The following is a 23,176-nucleotide window of genomic DNA, read 5'->3' as shown; positions in this document are numbered from 1 at the left end:
ACATAAAATGGAACAAAATATAGTAAATACAGCCCTGCTGGTTATGGATATGCAGGTGGGGATTATAGGTGCAATACCTGATGCCGAATCGCTCATTGCTAACCTGAAAAAAGCCATAACTACAGCCCGAAACAAAAATATACCAGTAATTTATGTAGTGGTTGGTTTCAGGCCGGGCGCACCCGAGGTAAGCAGCCGCAACAAGGGCTTCTCGGCAGCTAAACAACGCTTTGCAGGGGCCGATATGAACCAGTTTATGCAGGTGATCCCGGAGCTGACCCCGGCCGAAGGCGAACTGATTGTTACCAAACGACGAGTGAGCGCCTTTGCCGGCAGCGACCTGGAAGTGGTATTGAGAAGTTTTAACATCAACCACCTTGTGTTAACCGGTATTGCCACAGGCGGCGTAGTTTTATCAACCGTTCGCGAAGCATCTGATAAGGATTACGAACTTACCATAGTTACAGATTGCTGCGCGGATAATGATAATGAAGTACATGAGTTGTTAATCACTAAGATATTCCCTCGTCAGGCAGAGGTGGTTACCGTAGGTAACTGGGCGAAATAAGATGCACTCATTGTGATGAGATCAATAAAAAAGCGATTAAGCTTTGGCTCAATCGCTTTAAAATATTAAAAACTCCCCCTTTAGGGGGCCGGGGGGCTTATTTCTTACCCCAACCGTCTTTCAGTGTAACCGTGCGGTTAAATACCAATTTATCCTGAGTTGAGTTTTTATCTAAGGTAAAATACCCTTTACGCATAAACTGAACCGGTTTGCCCAACTCTGCATTAACCAGGTCTGGTTCAATATACACGGTTGATAGTACATGCAGGCTGTTAGGGTTTATGTAGTCCTTGAAGTCGCCATCCTCGTTTGATGGGTCCTCAACCTGGAATAAACGATCGTATAACCTTACCTCGGCAGTTTTAGCGTGTTCAACACTTACCCAGTGGATGGTGCCTTTTACGTTGATACCGCTGGTATCATTGCCTGATTTTGACTCGGGCAGGTAGCTGCAATGAATCTCGGTGATATTGCCATCAGCATCTTTAACAATGCTTTCGCCTTTGATGATATAAGCGTTTTTAAGGCGCACCATCAAACCGATACCTAAACGGAAGAACTTTTTAGGTGCTACTTCCATAAAGTCCTCGCGCTCTATCCACAGCTCACGACCGAAAGGAATATCCCTGCCGCCATCGCCGCCTTCAACTTCCGGGTTGTTTTCGCCATGCATAACTTCTGTTTCGCCCTCAGGGTAGTTATCCAGGATCAGTTTAACCGGGTCAAGCACAGCCATACGACGCCATGCCGTTTTGTTCAGATCTTCGCGGATACAGAATTCCAGCAAACCAACGTCGATCATGTTTTCGCGTTTAGCTACACCGATACGCTCGCAAAACTCACGGATAGAAGCCGGGGTATAACCACGACGGCGTAAACCACTGATAGTAGGCATGCGCGGATCGTCCCAGCCATCAACGTAGTTTTCGTTAACCAGTTGCAGCAGCTTGCGCTTGCTCATCACCGTATAGTTAAGGTTTAAGCGGGCAAACTCGTATTGTTTTGACGGGAAGATATGCAGTTGTTCAATAAACCAATCGTATAGCGGACGGTGAGGTACAAACTCCAGCGTACAGATAGAGTGTGTGATTTCCTCAATAGCATCCGACTGTCCGTGCGCGAAATCATACATTGGGTAAATGCACCATTTATCGCCGGTACGGTGGTGATGTGCATGTTTTATACGGTACATCAATGGGTCGCGCAGGTGCATGTTTGGCGATGCAAGATCGAGTTTTGCACGCAGTACTTTGGCACCATCAGGATATTTACCATCCTTCATATCGGCAAACAGCTGCAGATTTTCTTCAACCGAGCGGCTGCGGTATTGATTTGGCGTACCCGGTTCGGTTGGCGTCCCTTTTTGAGCAGCAATTTCTTCGGCAGTGCTGTCGTCAACGTAAGCCAGGTTATTTTTGATCAGCCCGACAGCAAAGTTATATAGCTGGTCGAAGTAATCAGAAGCGTAAAGTTCATTGGCCCAATCAAAGCCAAGCCATTTTACATCTTCTTTAATGCTGTCAACATATTCAATATCCTCTTTAACGGGGTTGGTATCGTCAAAACGGAGGTTGGTGAGGCCATTATATTTTTTTGCCAAACCAAAGTTAAGGCAAATTGACTTGGCGTGGCCAATATGCAGGTAACCATTAGGCTCGGGCGGGAAACGCGTAAGTACACGGTTGTCGTTTTTACCGGCAGCCAAGTCTTCTTCAACAATTTCCTCTATAAAGTTCAGTGATCTTTCTTCGCTCATAAATTAGTATAGCAATAAGGGCAAAAGTAACAAATTTTTGTGCGGTGTGCACTAAGAAGTGTCCTGTTAACCGGAGAAGAAAAATCGCGCCTTTGCGGGCAGAATATTATAATGATTTCAACAACAAATCCGCCACTTCCTCGCCCACTAAACTTCCCATAGCTACACCCATACCATTGCACCTTACAGCACAAAAGATACCGGGCTGTATTTGTTTAACTATAGGACTGATTTCCTGCCCAAAACCCATGATGCCGCTCCACCAATAATCAATCGCTACGTTTTGACCGGGCAGGATCACTTCGTTCAGATAGGTTATCAGTTGTTCCTTCACTTCGTTTGTATGGCCAAACTCCCAGGTTTCTTCGGCTTTGTAGTTAATATTACGGCCTCCTCCAAACAATACCCTGTTATCGATATTACGGAAATAATAATAACCCTGGTTGAAATGATAGGTGCCTTTTAGCTTCAATCCCGGAACAGGTTCAGTAACCATCACCTGGCCCCGGCCGGGTACTACATCAAGCTCGGGGTAAAGCTGGCTTGCGAAGGCGTTAGTGGCCAGGATTACTTTATCTGCTTTAAAAACTCCTTGCGAGGTGTTTAACCTGATATAGTCATCCTCCTGTTCAATACCGGAGATACTGCAATTATTAAGCACCAATACACCGAGTTCGTATACTTTGTAGAGCAGGGCGCGCATCATTTTACCGGTGTGGATCTGTCCTTCAAACGGGTTATAAATGATATGCTTTACTTTTTTTAAACCAAATGCTGCAATTTTTTCATCAGCCACTGCATAAATGTCAGCCCGGCCAATGGCTTGCTGAAATAATTTATTGAGATGATCTATCTGATCGATACACTCCTGAGCATGGTTTTCCTCATGATTCATGAACAGTTCGTGGCCGCCATGCTGGTGATAATCTATCGCCTCATCGCCCAGGTTTTGCCTTAAACGCTGAAGCCCGTTCCATTTGTAAGCAACCAGGCGCATGGCGTCCTCTTCGGATGACTGATTTATTAAATCAATTTGCTCCGAAACTGTACCAAAACACGCGAAACCAGCGTTTTTAGTACTGGCGCCGGATGGTAAAAAGCCTCGTTCCAATACCAAAACTTTTAGCGCCGGTTGCTGTTTTTTTATGTGAAGCGCTGCGCTTAAGCCCACGAGGCCGCTGCCAATGATAATTACATCGGCATTGTCGGTAAATGCGGTGCGTTCCCAGTATGAAAATGATGGCTCCATTAATGTCAAAAATAAATAATTGGGACACAAAAAGGTAATGATTTACCGGGGCTTTAAGTAAAGCGGAATAATTTTTGAACAGGAGCTGTAACGTTTAGCGTGTTTTAAACTACTTAGTTTTAAATATATTTTTTATCAATCATATGAATCACATTTCATTAATTATGGGATACATAGCGCCTAACTCGGCCTGGTTCCTGATGATTATTGTTGCCCTGGTAAGCTTTATTGTACAATGGCGGTTCAGGAGTAAATTTAAGCAGTATTCTGAAATTGGCTTGTTGTCGGGCTTATCGGGCCAGGAAGTAGCCGTGAAAATGCTGCGCGCTCATGGTATATTTGATGTACAGGTAATTTGTGTTGAAGGGCAATTGACCGACCATTATAACCCCGAAACAAAAACAGTTAATCTGAGTACCGATGTTTTTTACAGCAGGAGTATAGCTGCCGCCGCGGTTGCCGCGCACGAGTGCGGTCATGCCGTGCAACATGCCGAAGCTTATGGCTGGCTAAGTTTTCGCTCGGCTATGGTGCCTGCTATTAATGTGGCATCAACCATTACCCAGTGGACTTTGTTTATCGGTATCATGCTGCTGTTCTTTTCTGGTAGCCCTTACGTTTTGGCTGTAGGGGTAGCTGCATTGGCACTGGTTACATTTTTTAGCTTCATAACCCTGCCAGTTGAGTTTGATGCAAGTCGCCGTGCTTTGGCATGGTTGGATAACAATTATGCAGTAGTACAAACCGGACAAGAGCATGAAATGGCAAAAGACGCCCTATGGTGGGCCGCCATGACCTATGTTGTAGCCGCGCTGAGCGCTTTGGCAACCTTGGTATACTATGCTTCGTTTTTGTTTAATAACAGAAGGAATTAAGCGGACGCCCCCTAACCCCCTAAAGGGGGAACAATTGTAGTAATTATAAAGGCCTGTTTCATTTGTAAACGGGCCTTTGAATTTTATAAGACGGCGCTTACACTCCCCCTTTAGGGGGCCGGGGGGCTAACTTCATAATCCGTTCATTTAACAGGCCGAAACTTAATGCAATGTTCATGTGGCACAGGTAGGTTTGGGTAAAATCGAGATTATGAAAAAGATAGCAAGTGTATTTATGGTGCTTTTGATTGTATCAATAGCATCCGTTAAAACCTATGCACAAATCAGTGTAGGTGTGTCAGTTAATATCGCTCCGCCTGTTTTACCAACATATACACAGCCGCCTTGCCCTGTTGATGGATATTTATGGACTCCCGGTTATTGGGCTTATGACCAGGATGGTGGATATTATTGGGTTCCCGGCGTATGGGTGAGCCCGCCAAGGGTTGGATATTTATGGACACCCGGTTACTGGGGATACAATGGTGCTGTATATGTTTTCCATGAAGGCTACTGGGGGCCGCATATTGGATTTTATGGTGGTGTAAACTATGGCTACGGTTATGTTGGCACCGGCTATGTGGGCGGTCGCTGGGTCGGTAATTCATTTCAGTACAATACAGCCGTTGTGAATGTTAATAATACGGTTGTGCACAACACCTATATCAATAAAACAGTTGTAAATAACGTTACGGTAAATAATAACAGCTTTAATGGCCCGGGTGGTGTAACTGCCCAACCCAGACCGCAGGACCGCGCGGCTGAAAGGGATGCGCATTTACAGCCAACGTCAGACCAGGTTAGTCACCGGCAGATAGCGGTTAAAGACAGGAGCCAGTTTGCTAAGGTAAATAATGGGCAGCCGGTAACTACAGCTATGAACAGGGTTAACGGAAACCATTTTTCATCAGACGGAAATAATGCCCGGTCATCCTCAAGGAGCAATGCCGACAATACCCCCGCAAGGCCCCGCCCTTCAGAAAGTACGGATCATCCGGTTAGCAATCAGCCCAAACCGGTGAATAATCAACAAAGACCTGAAGGTAACCAGCCAAGGCCAGTAAATCAGCAACGGGCCAGAACACCGCAGAGGCAGGTGCCTGCACGGCATCAGGCGGCGCAACACCGGGAAAGGCAACGCTAAATTGACAATACTAATCCCCCGAAATAACAACTGCCCCCAAAGTACATTATATAAAGAAGCCCTAACTGCTTATTCAGTTAGGGCTTCATATTTTAAAATCTTGTTTCTTGAATCTTGCTGTCTTGACTCTTAATTCAATCTATACGGCGCTATCAGATAAAACTCAGGGATCTGCACATTGAAATTGGCGTTATCCTGTAAACGGATCATGTGATATTCGCCTTTCATATTGCCCATATCGGTTTTAAGGTTACAGCCTGATACATACTCGTGCGTATGGCCCGGTTCAATAACCGGTTGTTGGCCCACTACACCCTCTCCTTCCACTTCGCGCTTTGCACCGTTAGAGTCAAATATATACCAATGGCGGCTCATCAACCTGATGGCGTAGTTGGTCATGTTTTCGATGCTTACCTTATAGGCAAACATAAAATGATCGTTTGCCGGGTTTGAATACTCCGGCTGATATATGGTTTCTATGGAAACCTTAACACCCTCAGTAATAGTGGTAACCATGTGACAAGTATCGTTTATTTCAAATATATAGAAAGGGAGCAAATATTAAGCCATTTCAATGGCATATTTTTCTTCAATCTCGGCCAGGATCTGGTCAACTGATTCAAGATCAGGGGCAGTAACAAAACGCATCCTGAACTCTTTAAAATGATCTATCCCTTTAAAGTAGTTAGAATAGTGCCTGCGCATCTCAAAAATGCCTGTTTTAGGCCCTTTCCATTCTATGGATTTGTATAAATGTGCTTTGCATGCAGCAACGCGCTCGGCAATTGTGGGCTTATCCAGGTATTCGCCGGTTTTAAAATAGTGCTTTATTTCGCGAAAAATCCACGGATAACCGATAGCTGCACGACCGATCATCATGCCATCAACCTCGTATTCCATCCGCCATGCCGCGGCTTTTTCGGGCGAATCGATGTCGCCATTGCCGAAAATGGGGATTTTTATACGCGGGTTTTTCTTAATATCCCTAATCAGCGCCCAATCGGCTACGCCTTTATACATCTGCGCACGGGTGCGGCCATGTATGGTAAGCGCCTTGATGCCAACATCCTGCAGGCGTTCGGCAACTTCGTAAACGTTTTTGGTGTTATCGTCCCAGCCAAGGCGGGTTTTTACAGTCACCGGTAAATGTGTTGCCTCAACAACCGCTTTGGTCATGGCAACCATTTTATCAATATCCTGCAATAAGCTTGCACCTGCACCACGGCAAGCCACCTGTTTTACAGGGCAGCCATAGTTGATATCCATCAGGTCGGGCCCGGCCAACGTAGCAATCTCGGTAGCCTCGCGCATGTGATCGATATCGCTCCCGAAAATCTGGATACCGATAGGTCTTTCGTATTCAAAAATATCAAGTTTTTGCCTGCTTTTTGCCGCATCGCGGATGAGGCCCTCGCTTGAAATGAACTCTGTATACATCATATCCGCGCCGTTTTGCTTGCAGACATAACGGAACGGCGGATCACTCACGTCCTCCATCGGCGCCAGCAACAGCGGGAACTCTCCTAAATCAATATTTCCTATTTTTACAGACATCCTTATCTTTAGCCTGCAAAAATACGAATTTTACATCGAATGATAAAAGACCCAATTCAAGTGCCTCAGCCACAGAGAAGTCAAATAACGCCGTCTTTACAATTTATTATACTGATTGCCCTAACTATCGGGCTGCTGATTGTCTGTAGTTTAATAGCCGCGGGGATTATTGGTGCCATATTCGGAACACAAACGCTTACCGATACTTTTACCTTTAATGTGCACAACCCGCATGTTGGCGCGGCTTTGTGGACATTGCAGATCATCAGCACTACCTTGCCGCTGTACCTGACCCCTGTAATTTTTGCGCGTTTTATAGTAAAAGAGCCTGTAGATTATCTAAAGGTCACTCCCAAATTTCCGCCTGTATTGTTGCTGCTGATCTTATCTATCATGATCTGCTCATCGCCGGTGATGGAAGTGCTGGTAAATGTTAATCAGAAATTGGTACTGCCGGCCCCGTTAAAGAGCTTAGAAGATGCTTTGCGTGCTATGGAGGCCCAGGCCCAAAAAGCTACAGAAGCTATGCTGCAGATGAAGACCATATCAGATATGCTTTTCGCGGTTTTGGTTGTTGGTTTATTAACTGCCATTGCCGAGGAATTTTTATTCAGGGGATGCTTGCAAACTATCATGATCAGGTGGACAGGAAACCCGCATGCGGCTATCTGGATCACGGCCATATTGTTCAGTGCTTTCCATATGGAGTTTTTTACCTTTTTGCCGCGTGTGGCATTGGGCGTATTTTTTAGCTATTTTGTGATGTGGAGCGGCAGCATCTGGACAAGCGTTTGGGCGCATTTTTTAAATAATGCCACCCAGGTAGTGATCCTGTACCTGTACTCGCAAAAGCGCATAACGCTTGATCCTAACGATCAGCACGTTTTTAATTATCAGAGCTATGCGTTAAGCGTAATAATTATTTTAATTTTGCTTTTTATGTACAGAAATACTGCTAAAGGAAAAAGCCCGCTCTTGAGTTAAATGGAAAAAAACTGGGTTAAAATTTTTACTTCAACTAATTTTTACCAATCAGAAATTGTTAAGCAGATGCTCACCGGGCATCATATTGACACCGTTTTGCTTAATAAGCAGGATTCATCGCACCGAAATTTTGGCGAAATTGAGGTTTATATTCACCAGGAGGATTTTAGTAAGGCCATTGAGATCATGATCCTCAATCAAATTAATATATGAAACAACGCGCCATCACTGGCTTATTTTTTATTATCGTAATGATTGGGTCTAATTTGCTGGGCCCTTATGTATTTAGTGTTTTTTACCTGTTGCTGAGTTTGTTTTGCCTGCTGGAGTTTTATAAGCTGGTTAAACAGGGAGGTATGCAGCCCGAGCGTTTTACCGGGGCACTTGCCGGGGTAACCTTGTTTTTCTTTTTCGCGGCTAATTGCTATTTTCCGGCATATAAATATATCATACTGTTGCCGATACTGCTTAGCTTTATTCCGATAGGCGAGTTGTACAAAAAATCTGACGCCCCATTTACCAATATCGGGTTTACTTATCTGGGCTTGTTGATGGCTGTAGTGCCGTTCATGTTTTTTCATGCTATGGCTTTTACGCGTGGCGACGGGGTGTTTAACTTTCACGTACCACTCGGCTTTTTAATTATGCTGTGGAGCAACGATACCGGTGCTTACCTGGTAGGCAGCAAGTTTGGCCGTAATAAACTGTTTGAGAGGCATTCACCTAAAAAGTCATGGGAGGGCTTTATTGGCGGCATTTTAATCTGCGCTTTCGCGGCATATATTTTGAGTAATTTTTATACAGAGTACAATCGCTTTGACTGGATCATCATGTCGCTCATCATCTCAAACTTTGGCACCATGGGCGACCTGGTTGAATCCATGTTCAAACGGAGCCTGAACGTAAAAGACTCAGGAGGCATATTACCGGGGCACGGTGGCTTGCTCGACAGGTTTGACGGTCTGCTGATGGCCGCGCCAATTGTATATGCATACCTGTACTTAATTTCAAATTAGTAGTTTTGTATTAAACCCTATAAATAATGACCATACATAAAGAAGGCTATACCTCACTCGCTATTACTATCCTGTTCATTTTTGTTTTAAATGCGCTGATACAGTTTTACATGCCAACCGCGCATACCCTAAAATGGATAGTTTACATTTTTTCGGGTGCTTTATTTTTGATCATCCTGCAGTTTTTCCGCAGCCCGTTCTTCGATATTGAAACAGCCGAAAATACTATCCTGTGCCCTGCCGATGGTAAGGTTGTAGTGATAGAGGAAACTGAAGAAACCGAATTTTTAAAAGATAAACGCATTCAGCTGTCGGTGTTCATGTCGCCGGTTAACGTGCACGTAAACCGTAACCCAATTGCAGGCGTGGTGAGCTATTTTAAATACCACAAAGGTAAATACCTGGTGGCCTGGCATCCCAAGTCATCAACCGAAAACGAGCGTACTACCATCGCTATTGAAAACAGCAAAGGTGTAACCGTATTGTTCAGGCAGATAGCCGGTGCACTGGCCCGTCGTATTGTATGGTATGTAAAAGAGGGAGATATTGTTGATCAGGGTCAGCAGTTTGGGTTCATTAAATTTGGATCGAGGGTAGATGTTTTCCTGCCGCTTGGTACTAAAATATTAGTAAATATTGGTGATGTGGTAAAAGGCGGTCGTACCGTATTAGCTGAGCTTGTTGACCCGGAGCCGGTGAAGGCAGCTAAGAAGCCTGCTGCTGTTACTGAAGCGCCTGCTGCGCCAGTTGAGCCCGCAGTATTGGTGGAAGAAGCACCAACCATGAATAGTATTACCCCGGCACCATCATTAGTAGTTGATCACCCTGAGGCTGTTGAAAGCGCGTCTGCTGAAGAAGATGCTGTAGAGAAAACTACTAAGAAGAAAACATCAACTCCGAAAGCTAAAAAAGCTGACGATGCAGCTGAAGAAGCGGATAGCGAATAATTAACACAACCGATTTATATAAAAGCAGATGAGGGTAACTCATCTGCTTTTTTTGTGCTCTTTAAACAAAATATTTTGAATAACGAATGGCATTATAAAAGCGTCATTGCGAGGCACGAAGCAATCCCCAATAAGCAAAGCGGCTATGCAAATCCAACCTGTAAAGTCGGGGATTGCTTCGTGCCTCGCAATGACGTGGTTTGTAGTCGCGCTTTCACAGGTTTGGCGATAGTGTAAGCTGTGATTCAGTCAGCTTCAAAGATATTCCATAAGCTGAAAGCTTCAACTGTGGTAACCCCGGGTTACAAACCCGGGGCAGTTTGGTTGTGTGTGGGGGATAAGGCCTTCGTCTTTGAATATCAATAGATTAGGCATCTATTACTTCAAAAACCTTCATATAGCAAAAGGCCTTACCGAAATTTCTTTCAGAAAGGCCTTTTAATTTTTTATATACCGCTAAGCGGTTGGGTAAGTTAAACGCGTTTTGATTTGATACGAGCTGCTTTACCGGTAAGGGCGCGCAGGTAGTACAGTTTAGAACGACGAACTTTACCAACACTGTTAACTTCGATTTTATCGATGTTTGGAGAGTTAACAGGGAAGATACGCTCAACGCCAATGCCATTTGATACTTTACGCACAGTAAAAGTTTCGCTTACACCAACGCTGTTACGTTGAATTACCACACCTTGGTAAACCTGAACGCGTTCTTTATTTCCTTCTCTGATTTTATAGTGAACACTTACAGTATCACCAGCTTTGAAGGATGGAAGCTGCTTTTTTTCTACTGATTGCTCTTCAACAAATTTTACTAAATCCATGATTTTAAGCTCTTAATGCGATTTTTAGCCCGTAAAAATCGGATTGCAAGTATAGGGATTATTTTCAATAAATGAAAGTCAAATTTAAAAATTTCCACATTTAGTTTTTTTATTAACAGCCGGTTGTGGTTTATGCAGCCTTACAAAGTTTTAAAACTTCGTAAGGCTGCATATGGAGATCAATATCGGTTTTCATTTTTCAATGGTCACAGTAACAGGCTTCTTCTCTGTAAAATACGCAATCAGCGTATATATAAGCCCAGTCAATAGCAAATTGAATACAAAGTTGATAAGCGTATCGCTTACCGAATGTGAGTGTTTGTCAATATCAATAAATGTAAAAACTGCATAAGCCAACGCTATGGCTAATATAACCCAGCCAATAATGGATACAGGCAGGTAGATGATCCCTTTGCGGGTAAACCAGTTTAATTTCATGATGCTTAGTTTTTGATGGATATGTTTTCTGTCATGGCGAAATTGATGAACACCAACACAATGGCAAGGCTGATGAGGATCAGTACAATGTTCCATAGTTTTAACCGGATACTGATATTGAGTTCCTTTACCTTAGGCCTGTAAGGATCTATTTGCTGAACCTGTACGTGGATAATGGACAACAGGTTGATCACTATACAAACAACAGGCAGTATAAATAATACCAGCGGACCTATATAATCGATATAGGGTACCTTCTCCAGCTGAACCATCATGCTGAACATAGAACTAAACCAGTTTGCATTGATATGGAAGTGATAATACATGAATACACATATCAAAAAATAACAGGGGACTATCACTAACCATAGTCCCAGGGTGGCCGAACGCCCTGCGTTCATAATGGCCATTTTTACTACATCTTGATGGCGGGATGGGTTTACATCGGGTACTTCTAAATTTTCCATTTGCTTTAAAAATTCGTCCTGATCTTTCATGTTAATTACCCTTATAATGCATTAATTGATTTTGGTTGCAGTGGTTAAAGCATGTTTCTTAATTTCTCCAATCCGCGCGAAAGCAGTGATTTTACTGTGCCCTCATTTTTATCCAGGATCTCGCTGATCTCGGTATTGGTTTTTTGTTCAAAGTAGCGTAATGAAATCACCTCCTGGTATTTGATATCCAGTTTAAGCAGGTTTTCGCGGATGCGGTTATAGTCATGATATGCCTTCAGTTCCTGCTCCATCATTTCCCGCTCGTCACCGGCATGGTCATGTAACAGTTTTTCCATCTGCGGGTTTTCCAGCAGCTGCTGTAACGATTCGGGTTTGTATTTGCTGCTGCGGTAATATTGGTTGAGCTCGTTAGTAGCAATACGGTAAAGCCATGACGACAGGCTTATGCCCTTCCATTTAAATGAACCTATTTTTAAAAATGCTTTCAGAAAAGTTTCGGCAGCAATATCCCTGGAAATATCATAATCGCCGCAACGCCGCATGATATAACCAAACACGGGTTTATACCAACGGTCAAACACCTGCCCAAAAGCAGCCGGGTTGGTACGGCATTGTTCAATAAGCTCGGCTTCGGTGTGGTTATGGTTCATAGCTGCAACGCTACTATAATGCAGTATGCATTAATTGGTTGCAATCTAATTTAAGGAAATTGGTTGAGGGTTTGTAGAGACGCATCACATGCGTCTTCTGCGATATGGTTGCCATAACAATTAGACGCATGTGATGCGTCTCTACGGAGAAAAGAAACCTACTCTCCTTTATCCAAAAGATCCGGCCTGCGGGCCTTTGTACGCTCTATAGCTTGCTCGTGACGCCATTTTTCAATTTCGGGGGTGTTGCCGCCTAAAAGTATATCGGGTACCTTATGGCCGTTCCAGTCGGCCGGGCGGGTATAAACCGGGGCGTCCAGCAGGTCGTCCTGGAATGAATCGGACAGGGCCGATGTTTCATCGCTTAATACACCGGGGATAAGCCTCACCACGGCGTCAACCAGTACGGCTGCAGGTAGTTCTCCGCCCGAGAGTACATAATCACCTATCGAGATCTCGCGGGTAACATAAATGTCCCTGATACGCTGATCAATGCCTTTATAATGCCCGCAAAGGATGATGATATTTTTTTTGATAGAAAGCTGATTGGCGATAGCCTGGTTCAGTGTTTCGCCATCGGGCGACATGAAGATGATCTCATCGTATTCCCGCTCAGATTTTAATTTTTCGATGCATGCCGCAAATGGGGGAATGGTCATCACCATGCCGCTGCCACCTCCGTAAGGATAATCATCTACGCTTTTTTGCTTATTGGTGGCATAGTCTCTCAGGTTGTGGACTACAATTTCAGAAATTCCTTTTTTCTGCGCACGCTGCAAAATAGAATGTGCAAAAGGGCTTTCAAGCAAACCGGGTAAGACAGAGATGATATCGAAACGCATACTTTCTTCAGACTCAGGATAAAAGAATCAGGATGCAAGATTACTGAAAAATGTCCTCTCTCCGAAATTGTCTTGACCCATTACTCTTGGAGTCTTGCTTCTTTAGGCTATCCTCTATGCTGGTAGATCCCCCATAAATTACCCGCCGGATCCGTAAAGTGAGCCGTGATCTCTGGGAAATCTTTACCTATAGATTGAGTTATGATGCCGCCATTGGCTACTATGAGTTTAAGTGTTTCTTCGGCATCATCAACCATAATAGATATCAGCAGACCGGCTTTACCCATCGGCTCGCGACCGGTTACCCACATGCCGCTTACCTCGCCCACGCCGTCATCAAATGAGGTGGAGCCATGATTGTCGGTTCGGATTTGCCAACCGAAAACAGTTTGGAAAAACTTTGCCGATGTTTCTATATCGGTGGCAGGTATTTCAACATAACATATCTTACCGTTGCCGTAGTTGGGTTGCTTTGCCATGGTTTGTAAGCGTTAATATTTAGTTATACATTATGTCATTGCGAGGAGGAACGACGAAGCAATCTCGTAGCTATACAAATCGAATATGCATTGGCTACGAGATTGCCACGCTTCGCTCGCAATGACATGATTTAAATGTATTTATTTTGTTAAATAACCTTCTCAATCATCCATCGGTGCCCGAATGGGTCAATAAAATCGCCCTGGCGGTAACCGTAATCCCAATCCGTTACTTCAGAATCTACTTTTGCGCCGGCTTGCCTGGCGGCCTCAACAACAGCATGTACATCGTCAACAAAAAGGCCGATAGTAACGCTGGTAGCTTTTACGGTATCCGGGCAAAGTACAGCCGTTCGTTCGGTTTCTTCGTGCAGGTGGAAGATGGTGCCGTCTATAGATAGTTCTGACACATGAATGCTGCCATCATCATTGCTGAAACGCCTGAGCTCGACAGCCCCTAAGGCTTTACTATAAAAGCTGATATCGGTTATCCCGTGCGGAATGGCTAACTGCGGTGCGAAACTTGGTTTTGTTGCCATGGTTATATTGGTTTGGTTAATCCTCTTCGTCTAAAGAAAAAATTTCCTCAACCGGTTTTCCAAATACGCGGGCTATTTTTAAGGCCAGCACTGTTGATGGTACATACCGGTTACTTTCGATGGTATTAATGGTTTGGCGCGATACACCAATAAGCTCGGCAAGCTCGGCCTGGGTTATATTTTTGATGGCGCGTTCAACCCTGATGTTATTTTTCATGCCTGCCCCTCTTCCTTATTGATGAGGCGGTTGTTCTGGAAAATCTTCCACCTGAAACGCACAATAAAAAACACAAGCGGTACCAATAAATTTAAAAACAAAATATGTTCGGTGTCTTTGCTTAAAATTAAACTCACCACCAAAAGTATATAATTTACATAAATAGCCCACTGCAATGAATCGAGCCTGAGCTTAAAGATCTGTTCATCCTCTATGCGCTCTTTCGCGAAAGCAATAAAGAATAGGCCGATGGCCATGAGCAGCGTGGTGGTCATGAAAAAGATGTGATGACTGTTAAAAAGATTGTCACTATCGGGTTCGTCATGCATGCTAAAGCCCATCTCCTTTTTAAACATTACGATGGGGATATGGATCAGGAAAAGCGCGAGCCCCAGGTACCTGAACCAGTGCGGAAATAAAAAGCGTGATTTCATGATTGTAAGATTTGCTCGAAACACAAGATGGCTGTACTCTGAATTTTTCTTATTGAATCAAGTGTAGCTTAATTTGATTCTTTTGCGAGGTTTCTATTTAATAAAAAAACCTTCCATCTAAACCGGATGATAAAGAATATCAAAGGAGTAATGACATTGTAGGCTACAATTTCAAGAAATTTAAAGCCATGTATCAAAACGACTAAAATCAAAAAAAGGCAATAGTTTACATATATTGCCCATTGTAGCGAATCTAACCTCAATTGCGAAATAAGTTCGTCTTCGTCTTTTTCTCTGGAGAAAGCTATAAGCAATAATCCTATGATAACGATGATAATATTAAAGTCGTTTGTGATATTCATCCAGATATTGGGAACATCTCCTGTTTGGGTGAAGCCCTGGGGATGGAGTAGCTTTAAAATGATTGCTTTTAATATGTCTATGACAAAGCATAGGTAACCAATTAAGCGACAATAGTGCGGGAATAAAAAACGTGATTTCATAATTGTAAAGTTTGGCTTACCAAAAGTAAAACAAACTTTACAAATGTCAAATATATTTGACAAAATATTTTTTTAAATTTTACCATATAAAAATGCCCGTGGGGACACGGGCATCGGTTTTAAAATTTTTATTTCTTACTTCTAAAAGTCTTGCATCTCAAACGCTATCCTTCCAGGTAAATATCCAGCAGGCCTTCGGGCAAGTCGATATAAATTTCGCCGCCTTCAACATCAATGCCTTTAATGATCTCGATGTTAAGCGGAAACAGTACTTCCTTATTTTTATACTGAACGGTAGCTATCAATTGCTGAGGATATTCCTGCACAGTCAGGATCTCGCCCAGTTCGCCATGGGTTTCGTCGATGGCAATGAAGCCTTCCACGTCATTTAAGGTAAATTCGCCTTTCTTCTTTTTAGGCTTTAGTTTATTGGGCAGGTAAATATCCCGCTTAACCAGTGCCGAGGCTTTTTCAATGGTGTCAACGTCTTCCAGGTTAAGGTAGGCGTTGCTTTTTTGCAGGTACTTTATTGATGATACAAAGTAAGGGATCATCTTCCCGGCAATATCAATAAATACAGCATTGAACTTAATATCTTCAATACCATCAAAATCAACGTATATCTGCAATTCGCCTTTCAGGCCTTTGGTTTTTAAAACTGTACCTATCCTGAAATGATCTTCAGCTTTCATATAAAATGAGTTAAACAATAATGGCGAAGCTGTTTGCCTCGCCATTATCCGGATTTAAGAAATCAAACGTAAAGATTCAAGATAAATGTTATTCCTGCGTTCTGTACGCTTAATCAAATAATTATTCTGCGCTTTCAGCTTCTGCTGCTGCATCTTCTGCAGGAGCTTCTTCTTCAGCAACAGGAGCGTTTTTAGCAGCGATAGCAGCAGCTTTTTCTTCGCTCTTTTTAGCTTCAGCAGCTAAAGCAGCTTTGCGGGCTTCGTCTTTAGCAACGTTAAGGCTGGTTTTTTTACCGGTGATTTTGCCGTCTTTCTGGTCAAGCCATTCAGCAAATTTAGTTTCAAGTTGCTCTTCTGTTAAAGCACCTTTTTTAACACCACCTTGTAAGTGTTTTTTGTAAAGCACACCTTTGTATGAAAGGATAGCACGACAAGTGTCAGTAGGCTGGGCACCGTTGTTAACCCAATCTAAAGTTTTGTCAAAGTTGATGTCGATAGTTGCTGGGTTAGTGTTTGGGTTGTATGAACCTAAACGCTCAATGAAGCGTCCATCACGTGGAGCGCGTGCGTCTGCTACCACGATGTAATAAAAAGGTTTACCTTTTTTACCGTGTCTTTGTAGTCTGATCTTAGTTGCCATTGTAAATTTTTATGTATTCAACATTATCCCCGGAGTTCTTTCTGCGGGGATGCAAAGGTATTAATTTTTATCACAATTAAAAATAGCTGATAATTAATTATTTATCTTTTAGCTGTGTGGCTTAAGGAGTTGCATGATAAACGGTAGTTTTTTACTTGTTAATTGTCGTTTTTTCAAACTTAACATTGCAGTAAATCAAAAAAATCGGAACTTACCTGCCATGAGCATCACCCGGAAAACACGTATAGCAATTGATATGGATGAAGTTATTGCCGATACCATTGGCAAATTCATCAGCATGTATAAAGAGAGGCATAAAGAAGAAATAAGCCTTGGCAATATGGAAGGCAAGGAGTTTAGGGAGATCCTGCCGCCTCACCTAAGTGAAACTTTGCGCGTATATATTAATGAGCGTGGCTTTTTCAGGGATATCCCCGTAATGCCCGATGCGCAGGAAGTGGTGAAAGCCCTGCACGATAAATATGATGTGTATATAGCATCGGCTGCTATGGAATTCAAGTATTCCCTGGAGGATAAGCAGGCCTGGCTTGAAGAACATTTTCCTTTTATATCATGGACAAACATTATTTTTTGCGGACATAAGATCCTGGATGTGGATATCATGATTGACGACCGGATTAAGAACTTCGCCACATTTAATGGCCGCAAAATACTTTATACATCGCCGCATAACATGCTGCTTACCGATTATGAAAGGGTAAATACCTGGAAAGAGGTTGCCGAAAAATTATTGTAGTTGTTTGTTTATCATATAAATAGCTATACCTTTAAATAATTACGGCTTGTTTCCATGTTTAACCCAAACCCTGCTACAAAAGGAAATTGTACCATTGTTTTTGATCTTGACGAACAGAAATACCTGTTTGTAAGCGAAAACTTTTATAGCCTTTTTGGTGTAGGGGTCGAGCATCTTCATCAAAATACCAATTTTTTGAATGGCCTGGTAAAGCCTAAGGTGCTGGCCGATATTGAACGGCTTACCGCTGACTTGCCTCCCGGCGAGTCGATCCAGATGACTTATCACCTGGAAGCCAATCAAAAACAATTGACCGAAAAACGGACACTTACTGTTGATGGGCTTACCGGCCATAAGATCATATTAAGTAATATCACAAATGCCCTGGCAGTGATTTCAACTCCTGGCCCTTTTGGAGAAATTGGCCTGCGCGAGCGGTTTTTAGATTCGCTTATTAATTCGCAAACCAATTTTTTGGTCAGGATAGGCATCGATGGTAAGTTCAGCTTTGTTAACCGCCAGTTTTTGAAAACTTTTGGATATGCCGTAGATGAAATTATCGGGCATCACTTTTCAAAAACAACAATTCCGGAGGAAGCCCATCTGTGCGAGGAAGCTTTTTCTAATTGTATTAACAATCCCGGCAAGATCATCAGGCTTATTCACAAAAAGCCTGCTAAAGACGGCACACTTCATGATACCGAATGGGAGTTTGTTTCCATAGCCGATAACGAAGGGGATATATTTGAAGTACAGGGCATTGGCCGGGATATTACCCCGCAAATGCAAATGCGGGAAGAGGCTTTGCAAATCAAAGACAGTCTTGAAGCACTGATCAACAATACTCAGGATCATATCTGGTCGGTTGACAAGGAATTACGTTACCTTTATATGAACCAGGCTTATGTTGAGCAGGTTACGTATTTAACCGGTGTAAAACCATATAGAGGCCAATATTCTTATAAACACGAGGGTTTTAGCCGGCAAATAATTGACGACTGGACGGTTTACTATAACCGCGCCTTAAACGGTGAGCGTTATTCAATCATCAGTGAAAGTATTGATCCTGTGAACGGACAGAGTTTATATTTTGAGGTGAGCTTTAACCCCATCTACACAGCTGCCGGCGATATCATTGGTGCGGGATGCTTCGGACATAATATTACCGAAAGGCTCAAAATACAGAAAGAACTTGTTGACCAAAACGAGCGTTTAAGAAACATCGCCTCATTAAGTTCGCATGAATTGCGCCGACCGGTAGCAAGTATGCTGGGCCTTATAGGTTTAATGGATCGCGAAGATTTTTATAATCCCGAGAATAAAGAGATCATAGCTCATCTGTTTACCGTGAGCGCCGAAATTGATGCCGCTATCCGGCTTGTTGTTGACAGCACCATGCCAAATAAAACAGCCCGGACTAAGTAGTAGCCCGGGCTGTTTTATTTATCGTTTTAGCTGAAATTACATAGATAACATTTCAACCAGCTTAATCATGTTAGGATCAATACCCTGGTGATGTTTAATGGCATGCTCAAATGGCGTATAAGCTACTTCTCCGTTGATGAGGCCGATCATTTCGTTGCGGTGTCCGTCTCTTAAAGCTTCAACGGCAGCAGCGCCAACGCGGCTTGCCAGTACCCTGTCCATACAGCTTGGTGCACCACCACGTTGTATGTGGCCTAAAATAGAGATCCGGGTATCATAGTTAGGGAATTTTTCCTGAACAAGACGACCAACTTCAAACGCGCCACCTGCGGTATCGTCACCTTCGGCTACAATTACAATACGTGATGTTTTGTCTTTGCGGCCAAACTCAAGGCGGTTAAATAAACCTTCGAGCCCGGTTTTGCTTTCAGGGATCAGGATGGCCTCGGCGCCGGTAGCAATACCGGTACGTAAAGCAATCAGTCCGGAATCGCGGCCCATTACCTCAACAATAAATAAACGGTCGTGCGATTCGGCAGTGTCCCTGATCTTATCAACGGCATCAACAACAGTGTTAATGGCGGTATCATAACCAATGGTAAAATCGGTACCTACAAGGTCATTATCGATAGTGCCTGGTAAACCAACTACCGGAATATCGTATTCGCTGCCAAAAACTTTAGCGCCGGTAAAAGTACCGTCGCCGCCAATGGCTACCAATGCATCAACCTTATGTTTTACCAGTTGTTCATAAGCGTTTTTACGGCCTTCTGGCGTTCTGAAATCATCACACCTTGCCGTTTTAAGTATAGTACCGCCACGCTGAATAATGTTTGAAACGGATTTACGGTTCATGGTGAAAAAATCACCTTTGCCCATACCGTCGTAACCACGGCGAATACCCGTGACTTCAATTCCGTAATACATCGCGGCACGTACAACCGCTCTTATGGCAGCGTTCATTCCGGGTGCATCACCACCTGAAGTAAAAACGCCGATATTTTTGATCTGAGTCATTTTTTTGTGTTGGTTATAAACAGGCTAACCTATTCATAACTAATTAGGGTTGTAAATATTGTTTTTATTTAAACCCCGCGCCTAACCAATAAAACGCAGAATTTGAATTTTGCGCGAATTTACATTTATTTTTTTAACTCGATCCCTATTTTTTGTAAGCCGCTATGCCACTGTCTAAAAATTTAAGATAGCTGGCAATGTTATAATTTGCGGGTGATGGCGCTATTTCGGCACCAGAAGCATCCTTTACTAAATTGCCGTCGCTGTCAAGCATTACGTATAGCGGTTGCGAGTTTGCATTGAAACGCTGGGCCTCAAGGTTGCTCCATTTGCCACCAAGTGTAGTGATCTTTTTACCGCTGTAATCTGATACAAACTGTTCAGAAGCAGGTAACTCAACTTTATCGTCAACCACAAGCTGCAGCAATACAAAATCATTTTTTAAACGACTAAACACCTGCGGATCAGACCATACATTGGCCTCCATCTGGCGGCAGTTAACACAATTAAAGCCGGTGAAATCAATAAGGATTGGTTTGTGCAATGCTTTTGAAACCTGTAAGGCCTGGTCATAATCATACCATGCATCTAAACCTTTGGTTTTAATGCGGGTGTAGTTTGCAGCATACTTACGTTCGCCAATACTTGCTGGTATAACCGCTGAGGGAGCTGCTGCCGATGAGCCAGAACCATCAGGAATAGCCGACAGGTTAAAATCCTGGGTAGCTTCGGGAGGTAAAAACGCGCTTATTGATTTTAAAGGCGCTCCCCACAAGCCTGGAATCATGTAAATAACAAACGCGAAAGTAATTATAGCCAGGAAAGTGCGCGGGATGCTTAGGTATTTAACATCGCTATCGTGCGAAAACTTGATCTTACCAATAAGATAAAGCCCAATCAGCAAGCCGATGGCTATCCATAGCGATAAAAATATTTCGCGGTCAAACCAGTTCCAGTGGTAAGCCAGATCCACATTTGATAAAAATTTCAATGCAAATGCCAACTCAAGGAAGCCCAATACAACCTTTACGCTGTTAAGCCATCCGCCTGATTTTGGCAGGGTTTTAAGTGCCGAAGGGAATAAAGCGAATATGGTAAACGGTAAAGCTAACGCTAACGAGAAGCCAAACATCCCCATTGCCGGGCCAAGCCTGTCGCCTTTTGAAGCGGCGTCAACCAGTAATGTACCTATAATAGGGCCTGTACACGAAAACGAAACAACAACCAGTGTTGATGCCATAAAAAATATACCTGCAAGGCCACCTTTATCCGAATTTGCATCCAGTTTATTGGCCAGCGAACTTGGCAGGGTAATTTCAAACGCGCCCAAAAAGGAAATGCCGAATACGATGAGCAGCAGGAAGAAGAAAATATTAAATATGCCGTTAGTGGCCAGCTCGTTAAGCGCGTCCGATCCGAAAATTATAGAGATCAGTAAGCCTAACGTAACATAAATTACGATGATTGATACCCCGTAAATAAGTGATTGCATAACAGCCTTGCTTCTGCTGCCACTTTTTTTGGTGAAAAAGCTTACAGTTAAAGGCAGTAAGGGATAGATACAAGGCAAAATTACCGCTGTGAAGCCACCTAATAGGCCTTCAATAAAGATCTGCCAGAGTGATTTTGGCTTTTCTGCTGTTTTTGAAGCGGCGGTGGTTGCTTTTGCTGGCTTTGCCGCTTCCGCTTTTTTTACAGAGTCGGCATGCTTTTTCCTGATAGCCAAGCTGTCGGCAGCGGTTGGGATATCTGTAAACGTAATACCGGCAGCTGCTGCGGTAGTATCGGCAGATTTTGCCTGCACAGCATAAACCGGGTTAGCTCCCGCTATATTAAGGATGATCAGGGTAATTAATGTGATAAGCCCGGCGCGTAGGGAAGCGCCTCTATTTAATAATTTCATGACTACTGTTAAGGTGTGCTGAATTATTTACCTAAAGGAATATTAAACTCAACATCTTCTGGTGGCAGGCATTTCATATCGTTACAGGTCATAAAGGTTAATTTACCTGTAACCGCTGTTGCTTTGGGCGATTTTAAACTGATTTTTTGGCTAAAAACAACTTCCTTTTCAAAATAGCTCACATTCATGCTGAATGACTTTTCGTATTTGGTGACAGGAGTTGGCTCAGAAGTTTTACCAACAGGAGCATATAATTTTGATGGGGTAAACTCAAATGAAGTTTTTATTGGGCCGCCGTCTTTTACGGTTTGTGAATAAATGTGCCAGCCGTTTTGTATAGTTGCTCTTAAGTATACAATAGCTTCATTATCATTCATTTTTTTTGCCGCGTATGACCACCTTACCGGCGATTCGATCTGGGCGTAAGCGCCAACGCTGATGATAAGCGCGGTTACCAATACCAATAGTTTCTTCATTTGTGTTTTAAGTTATTTATTTGTTTAAAAATTTCAATTCTTTGAGGTTAAACTCCAATTGCTGCCCCTTAGTATCTTCAATAACCAGCAAGCCATTTGGCAGTACATTTTTTACAGTGCCATTAAAAACTCTGTTGTTTGACTCAAAGCTTTTAACCTCGTTTAACCAGTATAGTCGGCTTAAGTAAGTATTCCTTACAAAATCAACTTCGCCAGCCTTGAGTTTCAGATAGTATACTTCAAGGCAGTTGCAAATTTCCGATAATAACAGGGTTAATTCATAATCCTTTTGTAAGATTTGTTTGACAGAAGTGGCATTTGATGCCCCGGAAGGGAAATTTTCCTGGTTTATGTTTAAGCCGATGCCAATAACCGAGTCTTTTAGCTGCCCGCCCTGTATGGTATTTTCAATGAGCATACCGCCAAGTTTCCGGTCGCCGTAATAGATGTCATTGGGCCATTTGATCTTTAGCTGCTCGCCCAGGATGGGTTGCAATGCGTCATATACGCCCAGGCTTGCTGCTCGGTTCAGGTCAAACTGATCGGCGATGGCTAAAAAATGAGGTTTTAATAACAGACTGAAAGTGAGATTTTTTCCGGGTTCGCTATGCCAGGTGTTTTGTTGCTGGCCACGGCCGGCATATTGCTCTTCTGCCATAATGACCGTACCTTCAGGTACTGGCGTGGAATTTGACAGTAGATTTTTAAGAAAACTATTTGTTGAGTCAACTTGTTTAATTGTTACTAAATTTTGACCAACAAATAATCCTGAAAATATGTTATTTTGCAAAG

The 23,176-nt window shown here is 43.1% G+C and carries 28 protein-coding genes and 1 pseudogene; 9 read left to right on the top strand and 20 right to left on the bottom strand.

Annotated features, from left to right (window positions below; genetic code table 11):
* Positions 1 to 7: 7 nt before the first annotated feature.
* Positions 8 to 568, top strand: coding sequence for a cysteine hydrolase family protein (locus EAH55_RS04015; RefSeq protein ID WP_121808554.1), 561 nt, complete (start codon positions 8 to 10; stop codon positions 566 to 568).
* A gap of 97 nt (positions 569 to 665) precedes the next feature.
* On the opposite strand, the gene EAH55_RS04010 is transcribed toward EAH55_RS04015, so the two are convergent.
* Entirely contained in the window at positions 666 to 2,324 is a 1,659-nt protein-coding gene (locus EAH55_RS04010; protein ID WP_121808553.1) for a glutamine--tRNA ligase/YqeY domain fusion protein, read from the bottom strand.
* A 106-nt stretch (positions 2,325 to 2,430) separates the two neighbouring features.
* Positions 2,431 to 3,573, bottom strand: a complete 1,143-nt coding sequence (locus EAH55_RS04005) for an NAD(P)/FAD-dependent oxidoreductase (protein ID WP_121808552.1) — start codon at positions 3,571 to 3,573, stop codon at positions 2,431 to 2,433.
* A gap of 164 nt (positions 3,574 to 3,737) precedes the next feature.
* Between EAH55_RS04005 and EAH55_RS04000 the strand changes: the two genes are divergently transcribed.
* Together EAH55_RS04000 and EAH55_RS03995 are read left to right on the top strand one after the other, a co-directional pair.
* On the top strand, positions 3,738 to 4,448 hold the full coding sequence (locus tag EAH55_RS04000) for a zinc metallopeptidase (RefSeq protein ID WP_223818068.1): 711 nt from the start codon (positions 3,738 to 3,740) through the stop codon (positions 4,446 to 4,448).
* 211 nt (positions 4,449 to 4,659) lie between these two features.
* A complete protein-coding gene (locus tag EAH55_RS03995) occupies positions 4,660 to 5,592 on the top strand; it encodes a YXWGXW repeat-containing protein (protein WP_208644784.1) in 933 nt (310 codons plus the stop codon).
* A 129-nt stretch (positions 5,593 to 5,721) separates the two neighbouring features.
* Here EAH55_RS03995 and apaG read toward each other — a convergent pair whose 3' ends face one another.
* Complete coding sequence (gene apaG, locus EAH55_RS03990; protein WP_121808551.1) at positions 5,722 to 6,108, bottom strand: Co2+/Mg2+ efflux protein ApaG; 387 nt, start codon at positions 6,106 to 6,108, stop codon at positions 5,722 to 5,724.
* A gap of 45 nt (positions 6,109 to 6,153) precedes the next feature.
* The gene (dusB, locus tag EAH55_RS03985) at positions 6,154 to 7,146 is read right to left on the bottom strand and encodes a tRNA dihydrouridine synthase DusB (protein ID WP_112571426.1); all 993 of its coding nucleotides are present in this window, start codon (positions 7,144 to 7,146) and stop codon (positions 6,154 to 6,156) included.
* Between the two features lie 39 nt (positions 7,147 to 7,185).
* On the opposite strand from dusB, the gene EAH55_RS03980 reads away from it, so the two are divergent.
* The 4 genes and pseudogenes from EAH55_RS03980 to EAH55_RS03965 all read left to right on the top strand — a co-directional run.
* The gene (locus tag EAH55_RS03980) at positions 7,186 to 8,130 is read left to right on the top strand and encodes a CPBP family intramembrane glutamic endopeptidase (protein ID WP_121808550.1); all 945 of its coding nucleotides are present in this window, start codon (positions 7,186 to 7,188) and stop codon (positions 8,128 to 8,130) included.
* The gene (locus EAH55_RS03975) at positions 8,131 to 8,343 is read left to right on the top strand and encodes a putative signal transducing protein (RefSeq protein ID WP_091210011.1); all 213 of its coding nucleotides are present in this window, start codon (positions 8,131 to 8,133) and stop codon (positions 8,341 to 8,343) included.
* Positions 8,340 to 9,146 (top strand): phosphatidate cytidylyltransferase, encoded by an 807-nt coding sequence (locus tag EAH55_RS03970; protein ID WP_121808549.1) that lies wholly within the window; start codon positions 8,340 to 8,342, stop codon positions 9,144 to 9,146. The genes EAH55_RS03975 and EAH55_RS03970 overlap by 4 nt, the downstream gene beginning before the upstream one ends.
* 26 nt (positions 9,147 to 9,172) lie before the next feature.
* Positions 9,173 to 9,826 (top strand): annotated as a pseudogene (locus tag EAH55_RS03965) (phosphatidylserine decarboxylase family protein); the annotation flags it as partial.
* A gap of 740 nt (positions 9,827 to 10,566) precedes the next feature.
* Here the strand turns inward: EAH55_RS03965 and rplS are convergent.
* From rplS to EAH55_RS03905, 12 genes are all read right to left on the bottom strand, one after another.
* Positions 10,567 to 10,914: a 50S ribosomal protein L19 gene (gene rplS, locus EAH55_RS03960; RefSeq protein ID WP_090532282.1), complete on the bottom strand. Its 348-nt coding sequence runs from the start codon at positions 10,912 to 10,914 to the stop codon at positions 10,567 to 10,569.
* 192 nt (positions 10,915 to 11,106) lie between these two features.
* On the bottom strand, positions 11,107 to 11,352 hold the full coding sequence (locus EAH55_RS03955) for a hypothetical protein (RefSeq protein ID WP_121808548.1): 246 nt from the start codon (positions 11,350 to 11,352) through the stop codon (positions 11,107 to 11,109).
* Between the two features lie 5 nt (positions 11,353 to 11,357).
* Positions 11,358 to 11,849 (bottom strand): hypothetical protein, encoded by a 492-nt coding sequence (locus EAH55_RS03950; RefSeq protein ID WP_121808547.1) that lies wholly within the window; start codon positions 11,847 to 11,849, stop codon positions 11,358 to 11,360.
* 44 nt (positions 11,850 to 11,893) lie between these two features.
* Positions 11,894 to 12,460, bottom strand: a complete 567-nt coding sequence (locus tag EAH55_RS03945) for an RNA polymerase sigma factor (protein WP_121808546.1) — start codon at positions 12,458 to 12,460, stop codon at positions 11,894 to 11,896.
* 158 nt (positions 12,461 to 12,618) lie between these two features.
* The gene (gene trmD / locus EAH55_RS03940) at positions 12,619 to 13,302 is read right to left on the bottom strand and encodes a tRNA (guanosine(37)-N1)-methyltransferase TrmD (protein WP_121808545.1); all 684 of its coding nucleotides are present in this window, start codon (positions 13,300 to 13,302) and stop codon (positions 12,619 to 12,621) included.
* A gap of 107 nt (positions 13,303 to 13,409) precedes the next feature.
* The gene (locus EAH55_RS03935) at positions 13,410 to 13,781 is read right to left on the bottom strand and encodes a VOC family protein (RefSeq protein WP_121808544.1); all 372 of its coding nucleotides are present in this window, start codon (positions 13,779 to 13,781) and stop codon (positions 13,410 to 13,412) included.
* 149 nt (positions 13,782 to 13,930) lie between these two features.
* On the bottom strand, positions 13,931 to 14,320 hold the full coding sequence (locus tag EAH55_RS03930) for a VOC family protein (RefSeq protein ID WP_121808543.1): 390 nt from the start codon (positions 14,318 to 14,320) through the stop codon (positions 13,931 to 13,933).
* A gap of 16 nt (positions 14,321 to 14,336) precedes the next feature.
* Positions 14,337 to 14,537, bottom strand: coding sequence for a helix-turn-helix transcriptional regulator (locus EAH55_RS03925; RefSeq protein WP_022829645.1), 201 nt, complete (start codon positions 14,535 to 14,537; stop codon positions 14,337 to 14,339).
* A complete protein-coding gene (locus EAH55_RS03920) occupies positions 14,534 to 14,971 on the bottom strand; it encodes a hypothetical protein (RefSeq protein ID WP_112571409.1) in 438 nt (145 codons plus the stop codon). The genes EAH55_RS03925 and EAH55_RS03920 overlap by 4 nt, the downstream gene beginning before the upstream one ends.
* Before the next feature lie 68 nt (positions 14,972 to 15,039).
* A complete protein-coding gene (locus EAH55_RS03915; protein WP_121808542.1) occupies positions 15,040 to 15,474 on the bottom strand; it encodes a hypothetical protein in 435 nt (144 codons plus the stop codon).
* A 164-nt stretch (positions 15,475 to 15,638) separates the two neighbouring features.
* Positions 15,639 to 16,166 carry a ribosome maturation factor RimM gene (gene rimM, locus EAH55_RS03910; RefSeq protein ID WP_112571568.1) on the bottom strand — a complete coding sequence of 176 codons (528 nt, stop codon included), beginning with the start codon at positions 16,164 to 16,166 and terminating at the stop codon, positions 15,639 to 15,641.
* A gap of 121 nt (positions 16,167 to 16,287) precedes the next feature.
* Positions 16,288 to 16,806: a 30S ribosomal protein S16 gene (locus EAH55_RS03905; protein WP_112571405.1), complete on the bottom strand. Its 519-nt coding sequence runs from the start codon at positions 16,804 to 16,806 to the stop codon at positions 16,288 to 16,290.
* Positions 16,807 to 17,026: 220 nt separating this feature from the next.
* Between EAH55_RS03905 and EAH55_RS03900 the strand changes: the two genes are divergently transcribed.
* A complete protein-coding gene (locus EAH55_RS03900) occupies positions 17,027 to 17,563 on the top strand; it encodes a 5' nucleotidase, NT5C type (protein ID WP_244228089.1) in 537 nt (178 codons plus the stop codon).
* Between the two features lie 54 nt (positions 17,564 to 17,617).
* Complete coding sequence (locus EAH55_RS03895; protein WP_121808541.1) at positions 17,618 to 18,988, top strand: PAS domain S-box protein; 1,371 nt, start codon at positions 17,618 to 17,620, stop codon at positions 18,986 to 18,988.
* A 36-nt stretch (positions 18,989 to 19,024) separates the two neighbouring features.
* On the opposite strand, the gene pfkA is transcribed toward EAH55_RS03895, so the two are convergent.
* The 4 genes from pfkA to EAH55_RS03875 all read right to left on the bottom strand — a co-directional run bounded on the left by pfkA (position 19,025) and on the right by EAH55_RS03875 (position 23,174).
* A complete protein-coding gene (gene pfkA / locus EAH55_RS03890; protein ID WP_114940916.1) occupies positions 19,025 to 20,005 on the bottom strand; it encodes a 6-phosphofructokinase in 981 nt (326 codons plus the stop codon).
* A gap of 145 nt (positions 20,006 to 20,150) precedes the next feature.
* A complete protein-coding gene (locus EAH55_RS03885; protein ID WP_121808540.1) occupies positions 20,151 to 21,908 on the bottom strand; it encodes a protein-disulfide reductase DsbD family protein in 1,758 nt (585 codons plus the stop codon).
* Between the two features lie 23 nt (positions 21,909 to 21,931).
* Positions 21,932 to 22,384, bottom strand: coding sequence for a protein-disulfide reductase DsbD domain-containing protein (locus tag EAH55_RS03880; protein ID WP_121808539.1), 453 nt, complete (start codon positions 22,382 to 22,384; stop codon positions 21,932 to 21,934).
* A 16-nt stretch (positions 22,385 to 22,400) separates the two neighbouring features.
* On the bottom strand, positions 22,401 to 23,174 hold the full coding sequence (locus tag EAH55_RS03875; protein WP_121808538.1) for a biotin--[acetyl-CoA-carboxylase] ligase: 774 nt from the start codon (positions 23,172 to 23,174) through the stop codon (positions 22,401 to 22,403).
* Positions 23,175 to 23,176: the final 2 nt, after the last annotated feature.

Origin of the sequence: Mucilaginibacter kameinonensis, from assembly GCF_003675385.1 — a bacterium.
Taxonomy (GTDB): domain Bacteria; phylum Bacteroidota; class Bacteroidia; order Sphingobacteriales; family Sphingobacteriaceae; genus Mucilaginibacter; species Mucilaginibacter kameinonensis.
The sequence above is the reverse complement of the archived record's forward strand: the minus strand, read 5'-3'. Positions and strand labels throughout refer to the sequence as shown.

Excerpts from the sequence above, each read along its gene's own strand:
- EAH55_RS04005 (WP_121808552.1), bottom strand. The coding sequence starts at position 3,573 with ATGGAGCCATCATTTTCATACTGGGAACGCACCGCATTTACCGACAAT.
- rplS (WP_090532282.1), bottom strand. The coding sequence starts at position 10,914 with ATGGATTTAGTAAAATTTGTTGAAGAGCAATCAGTAGAAAAAAAGCAG.
- EAH55_RS03930 (WP_121808543.1), bottom strand. The coding sequence starts at position 14,320 with ATGGCAACAAAACCAAGTTTCGCACCGCAGTTAGCCATTCCGCACGGG.
- EAH55_RS03915 (WP_121808542.1), bottom strand. The coding sequence starts at position 15,474 with ATGAAATCACGTTTTTTATTCCCGCACTATTGTCGCTTAATTGGTTAC.
- EAH55_RS03920 (WP_112571409.1), bottom strand. The coding sequence starts at position 14,971 with ATGAAATCACGCTTTTTATTTCCGCACTGGTTCAGGTACCTGGGGCTC.
- EAH55_RS03955 (WP_121808548.1), bottom strand. The coding sequence starts at position 11,352 with ATGAAATTAAACTGGTTTACCCGCAAAGGGATCATCTACCTGCCTGTA.
- trmD (WP_121808545.1), bottom strand. The coding sequence starts at position 13,302 with ATGCGTTTCGATATCATCTCTGTCTTACCCGGTTTGCTTGAAAGCCCT.
- EAH55_RS04015 (WP_121808554.1), top strand. The coding sequence starts at position 8 with ATGGAACAAAATATAGTAAATACAGCCCTGCTGGTTATGGATATGCAG.
- EAH55_RS03945 (WP_121808546.1), bottom strand. The coding sequence starts at position 12,460 with ATGAACCATAACCACACCGAAGCCGAGCTTATTGAACAATGCCGTACC.
- EAH55_RS03895 (WP_121808541.1), top strand. The coding sequence starts at position 17,618 with ATGTTTAACCCAAACCCTGCTACAAAAGGAAATTGTACCATTGTTTTT.
- pfkA (WP_114940916.1), bottom strand. The coding sequence starts at position 20,005 with ATGACTCAGATCAAAAATATCGGCGTTTTTACTTCAGGTGGTGATGCA.
- EAH55_RS03935 (WP_121808544.1), bottom strand. The coding sequence starts at position 13,781 with ATGGCAAAGCAACCCAACTACGGCAACGGTAAGATATGTTATGTTGAA.
- EAH55_RS03950 (WP_121808547.1), bottom strand. The coding sequence starts at position 11,849 with ATGAAAGATCAGGACGAATTTTTAAAGCAAATGGAAAATTTAGAAGTA.
- EAH55_RS03975 (WP_091210011.1), top strand. The coding sequence starts at position 8,131 with ATGGAAAAAAACTGGGTTAAAATTTTTACTTCAACTAATTTTTACCAA.
- EAH55_RS03880 (WP_121808539.1), bottom strand. The coding sequence starts at position 22,384 with ATGAAGAAACTATTGGTATTGGTAACCGCGCTTATCATCAGCGTTGGC.
- EAH55_RS04010 (WP_121808553.1), bottom strand. The coding sequence starts at position 2,324 with ATGAGCGAAGAAAGATCACTGAACTTTATAGAGGAAATTGTTGAAGAA.
- EAH55_RS03905 (WP_112571405.1), bottom strand. The coding sequence starts at position 16,806 with ATGGCAACTAAGATCAGACTACAAAGACACGGTAAAAAAGGTAAACCT.
- EAH55_RS03925 (WP_022829645.1), bottom strand. The coding sequence starts at position 14,537 with ATGAAAAATAACATCAGGGTTGAACGCGCCATCAAAAATATAACCCAG.
- EAH55_RS03900 (WP_244228089.1), top strand. The coding sequence starts at position 17,027 with ATGAGCATCACCCGGAAAACACGTATAGCAATTGATATGGATGAAGTT.
- EAH55_RS03980 (WP_121808550.1), top strand. The coding sequence starts at position 7,186 with ATGATAAAAGACCCAATTCAAGTGCCTCAGCCACAGAGAAGTCAAATA.
- apaG (WP_121808551.1), bottom strand. The coding sequence starts at position 6,108 with ATGGTTACCACTATTACTGAGGGTGTTAAGGTTTCCATAGAAACCATA.
- dusB (WP_112571426.1), bottom strand. The coding sequence starts at position 7,146 with ATGTCTGTAAAAATAGGAAATATTGATTTAGGAGAGTTCCCGCTGTTG.
- EAH55_RS03995 (WP_208644784.1), top strand. The coding sequence starts at position 4,660 with ATGAAAAAGATAGCAAGTGTATTTATGGTGCTTTTGATTGTATCAATA.
- EAH55_RS03885 (WP_121808540.1), bottom strand. The coding sequence starts at position 21,908 with ATGAAATTATTAAATAGAGGCGCTTCCCTACGCGCCGGGCTTATCACA.
- rimM (WP_112571568.1), bottom strand. The coding sequence starts at position 16,166 with ATGAAAGCTGAAGATCATTTCAGGATAGGTACAGTTTTAAAAACCAAA.
- EAH55_RS03970 (WP_121808549.1), top strand. The coding sequence starts at position 8,340 with ATGAAACAACGCGCCATCACTGGCTTATTTTTTATTATCGTAATGATT.
- EAH55_RS04000 (WP_223818068.1), top strand. The coding sequence starts at position 3,738 with ATGGGATACATAGCGCCTAACTCGGCCTGGTTCCTGATGATTATTGTT.